This window comes from Pseudoalteromonas sp. AWM4_233 (assembly GCF_056158285.1).
In genome coordinates this window covers 1-3,647 of the sequence record NZ_JBSWSZ010000121.1, presented here as the reverse complement: position 1 = coordinate 3,647, position 3,647 = coordinate 1, and the positions used below count along the sequence as shown (strand labels likewise).

Genomic DNA, 3,647 nt, shown 5'->3' with positions numbered 1-3,647 from the left:
AAGGTTAACTTTCGTTGTTGACTCGACGGTAGCAGCACCTCCCCATCCATTGAATCAAAAGTGAAAAAAACGATTGTTTTAGTTCATGGCGGTCCGCATGGACCTCGGGATTACTGGGGATATAATACTGAAGTACAAACCCTTGTTGCTCATGGTTACCAAGTATTGCAAGTAAACTTTCGTGGCTCTGGTGGCTACGGCCAGTCATTCCTTGCGTCTGGCTATCAAAAATGGGGCACTCGCATTCAGCAAGATATTCTCGATGGGATTGACTGGGGGATCAAAAGCGGTCAAATCGATCCAAAACATATTTGCATCATGGGTACCAGCTTCGGTGCTTATTCCGCAGTGCAAAGTGCGACAATGCGTCCTGATCTACTCAAATGCGTTATTGCCAATGCCGGTCTATATGATTTGAGATTAATGCACAGTGAAGGGGATATTCCTGAGTGGTATGCTGGTAACAGCTACCTTGATACTGCCATTGGTACAGACAAAAAACAACTCGCAGCACAATCACCCATCATGCGATTGAAATATTTAAAAGCGCCTGTTTTTCTTGCTCATGGAAGTCAGGACCGCAGAACACCTCCAATTCATGCGAAACGCTCAAAAGCTGCTCTAGAGCAACAGAACCACTCTTTTGAGTGGTATTATCGTAGTCGTGAAGGGCATGGATTCCGGGATCACGACAATCGAGTTGAATACTTCAGTCAAGTCATTGCTTTTATTGAGAAACATATTTAGGTCAAAACTCATCTAATCGAGGGGATGTATCCCCGACCTTTGAGTGAGCTATCACATCACGAAAAACTTCATTCCAGTAGGTTTTATCCAAGCGCTCACAATGTGGTGGGCGCGCATTTTCTAACACGACAAAGTTTTCTTCCATAAACCGAAGGACATCCTTATCTTCAAAAGTAGTGGACTCTGAACTATCTTTTGTTCGCATCACCTGATGCTTCATCGCTTCAATCTTTTGAAAGCAATCTGGATTATCGGGGTATACTAACTCTTCTAATAGCTGATCAAAGTTCATTGTTGGCATCATATGGTGGCGGGCTATCCAAAAAGCACATAACTGAGACCAAATTACCTCAATTTGTGATTGAATTGTCACCGTTTCAACCTCATCAAATTGCCTTGCTCTTTGAGGTAAGCTGAAAATGCGTGAGCGGGATCAAAACCTTCTCCTATGTGCAGTTGGAGCCATTGACCAAAATAATCCGGTCCAAGTTGGTGATTGGAAGCCAAACACTCCAATACATTCAGATCACTTTTTGCGGCCATGTAGAGCGCTTTTTGAATATCAATCCCATGAAAATGTAATGACTCAGTTTCTTGAATTTCCATTTTTTGTGCTTCGGGGAACACTTGGTAATACCAGGTCGGTGCATGGGCATAAAGGAATGTCACATGTAATGGCTGTTCCGGCTGACCATACCCCCAGGCACGTGGCCCAACCTCAGCCGCTAACAGGATCTGAATCTCCAAATCATACGCTAGCTGATCCAAGCTTTGGATGATATCCGTCTCCTTCAACATCTCTGGCATATTGGATTCCTTTAATCACAACCCACACTTTAATCGTATATCTTGCGTCTAAATTTTCACGTAAATTTTTCGATGAAATTGTCATAATGAAAAGATAACTGGTGATATCACTGCTCTTAAAATCAATGAAAACTGACTTCATATGCTGGCCATTTCTGTTGCTGCCTTTTCTGATATATTCAGTTCAGGCGAAAACTCCTCAAGTAGAGTTTCGATTTGAGGGCGCGTTTGAAAAACCACAAAAAGACAAGTTACGTCAGTGGCTTCGACATGAGATCAAGACTGTTCAGCAAGGTATGGGGTTCTTTCCAGAGCAGCAGATTTTTTTCTTGATTAAACGCGCAACACATAACCGAGAGCCTGTTCCCTGGGCATATGTTGAAAGAGCTCAGCCCCCAGGAGTGATTTTCCACGTCTCTCCTACTTTTTCAATGCAAGCATTCTTGAACGATTGGACAGCGGTTCACGAAATCAGTCATTTATTGAATCCCTATCCGGGCCAATCTGGGACCTGGTTCACGGAAGGGCTCGCAACTTATTATCAAAATGTACTCCACGCGAGAAGCGGTATCTTAAGTCCAAAACAAGCATGGCAGAAAATTCAGTCAGGATTTCGTAGAGGATTGGCTCAAACGAAAAAACAAAAAAGTAATTTTTTACAAGCCAATCAACACATGCATACTTCTCGAAGTTATATGCGTGTCTACTGGACAGGCACTGCATTTTTCCTCGAAGCAGACTTTCGATTACGAACACAAACTCCAGACTGGACGCTCAATCTTGTCCTCAAGGAATTGAATACTTGTTGTCGTCATCAAAGAAAAGTTTGGTCGACAGAACTGCTCATCCATCATTTTGACCAGATCTTCACACAAAGATTTTTTCATCACAATGGCAAGCATTCAAACAAATGAAAGGATTCCCAGATGTAGAAAAGTGGTTACTTATTCAAGATATTTCTCATAGAAAACAGGAACCAACTCGGGTAATTTCGGCAATATTCGCCCCCCAGAAATGACCAGAGGGCAAATAAAGCATATGTGATAAATCTTATTCAAATACCGTCACAAAGTCCAAGTACCAATGGTTGAGTTGTCCTTCATTCATCACATCTGTATCTGAGACTTCCAAGACCCATATCCCTTCAACAGGTTCGCCATTCATCTGGCTTAAATGACGCATATCAATCTGTAGGTCTTTCGCTAGACCACCACTGTTTTCTTGAAGTACAACGCGTGTTCCTTGTGGTGAAGTTAAGGCAACGACCAAATCATTCCGCCAGCTATGACTGATATCGACACTCACATGCAGAGAACCAATAAGCCCACGCTCTGGGACCGGAATTTCACTGCGGACTGTTGATTTATCCGGAAGTGGTTGAGCAACAGCATTACCCAATGAGAATTTTTGAATGGGTGTCAGGGATCCCGCAGGGACGGCTCTTGGAAGAAATTGCCACCGCTTCAGCATCCCTTCTCCAAATGGTGATGTATCAATCACTTTTAAGCCCCAAATCCCTGCGGTATTCATCCCTCGTAATTCTGGCAACAGGTATCGCTTTTGAATATTACTTTTGATTCCACCTGTTTTTTCATGCAGTGTAATCGCTTCACCGTCTGGCGTAATTAATTGCACAATCAATTCACCCCGCCATAAATGAACGATATCGACTTCAACTTCAGCATCCCAGATTTCTGCATTCAGTGTAATCGGTAATTCTGCAACCAACCCATGGTGGTCATTGTCAGGAATTGGTTTTTCTGGTGTATGAACAAAGTGGAATGGACGCGTCCCTTTTGGCAATACTTCCAATATCAATGTCCGCTCAACAGTTAAGTCGCCGCTTTCTCCCATCACCGTCAATGTATAGTTATCGACAGGGACAGAGTCATTCACTGTAAATTTAATCTTCGTTTGCTCACCCTCACCCAACCTTGCATCATCCAGTGTCGCCGTCACACCATCAGGAATATGCAAGACTGTTAACTTTGCTTCTCCTGACCAGTCAAATAATGAACGCAAAGATAATGTCATTGCACTGGTTGTCCCTTGCGCAATCGAGGTGCTGCTACCGTCGAGTCAACAACAAAAGT

At 43.2% G+C, this 3,647-nt stretch carries 5 protein-coding genes; 2 read left to right on the top strand and 3 right to left on the bottom strand.

The window, feature by feature from the left end; all coding sequences use genetic code 11:
- Positions 1 to 48: 48 nt before the first annotated feature.
- Positions 49 to 747 (top strand): alpha/beta hydrolase family protein, encoded by a 699-nt coding sequence (locus ACXAC4_RS26430; protein ID WP_475167939.1) that lies wholly within the window; start codon positions 49 to 51, stop codon positions 745 to 747.
- A gap of 1 nt (position 748) precedes the next feature.
- Here ACXAC4_RS26430 and ACXAC4_RS26425 read toward each other — a convergent pair whose 3' ends face one another.
- Entirely contained in the window at positions 749 to 1,120 is a 372-nt protein-coding gene (locus tag ACXAC4_RS26425) for a hypothetical protein (protein WP_475167928.1), read from the bottom strand.
- Positions 1,117 to 1,554 carry a DNA polymerase beta superfamily protein gene (locus ACXAC4_RS26420; RefSeq protein ID WP_475167925.1) on the bottom strand — a complete coding sequence of 146 codons (438 nt, stop codon included), beginning with the start codon at positions 1,552 to 1,554 and terminating at the stop codon, positions 1,117 to 1,119. Before ACXAC4_RS26420 ends, ACXAC4_RS26425 begins: the two co-directional genes overlap by 4 nt.
- Before the next feature lie 101 nt (positions 1,555 to 1,655).
- On the opposite strand from ACXAC4_RS26420, the gene ACXAC4_RS26415 reads away from it, so the two are divergent.
- On the top strand, positions 1,656 to 2,468 hold the full coding sequence (locus ACXAC4_RS26415) for a M61 family metallopeptidase (RefSeq protein WP_475167922.1): 813 nt from the start codon (positions 1,656 to 1,658) through the stop codon (positions 2,466 to 2,468).
- A gap of 136 nt (positions 2,469 to 2,604) precedes the next feature.
- On the opposite strand, the gene ACXAC4_RS26410 is transcribed toward ACXAC4_RS26415, so the two are convergent.
- On the bottom strand, positions 2,605 to 3,588 hold the full coding sequence (locus ACXAC4_RS26410) for a proprotein convertase P-domain-containing protein (protein ID WP_475167917.1): 984 nt from the start codon (positions 3,586 to 3,588) through the stop codon (positions 2,605 to 2,607).
- Positions 3,589 to 3,647: the final 59 nt, after the last annotated feature.

Bases quoted from the DNA above. Each gene is read 5' to 3' on its own strand.
- ACXAC4_RS26420 (WP_475167925.1), bottom strand. From the start codon at position 1,554: ATGCCAGAGATGTTGAAGGAGACGGATATCATCCAAAGCTTGGATCAG.
- ACXAC4_RS26410 (WP_475167917.1), bottom strand. From the start codon at position 3,588: ATGACATTATCTTTGCGTTCATTATTTGACTGGTCAGGAGAAGCAAAG.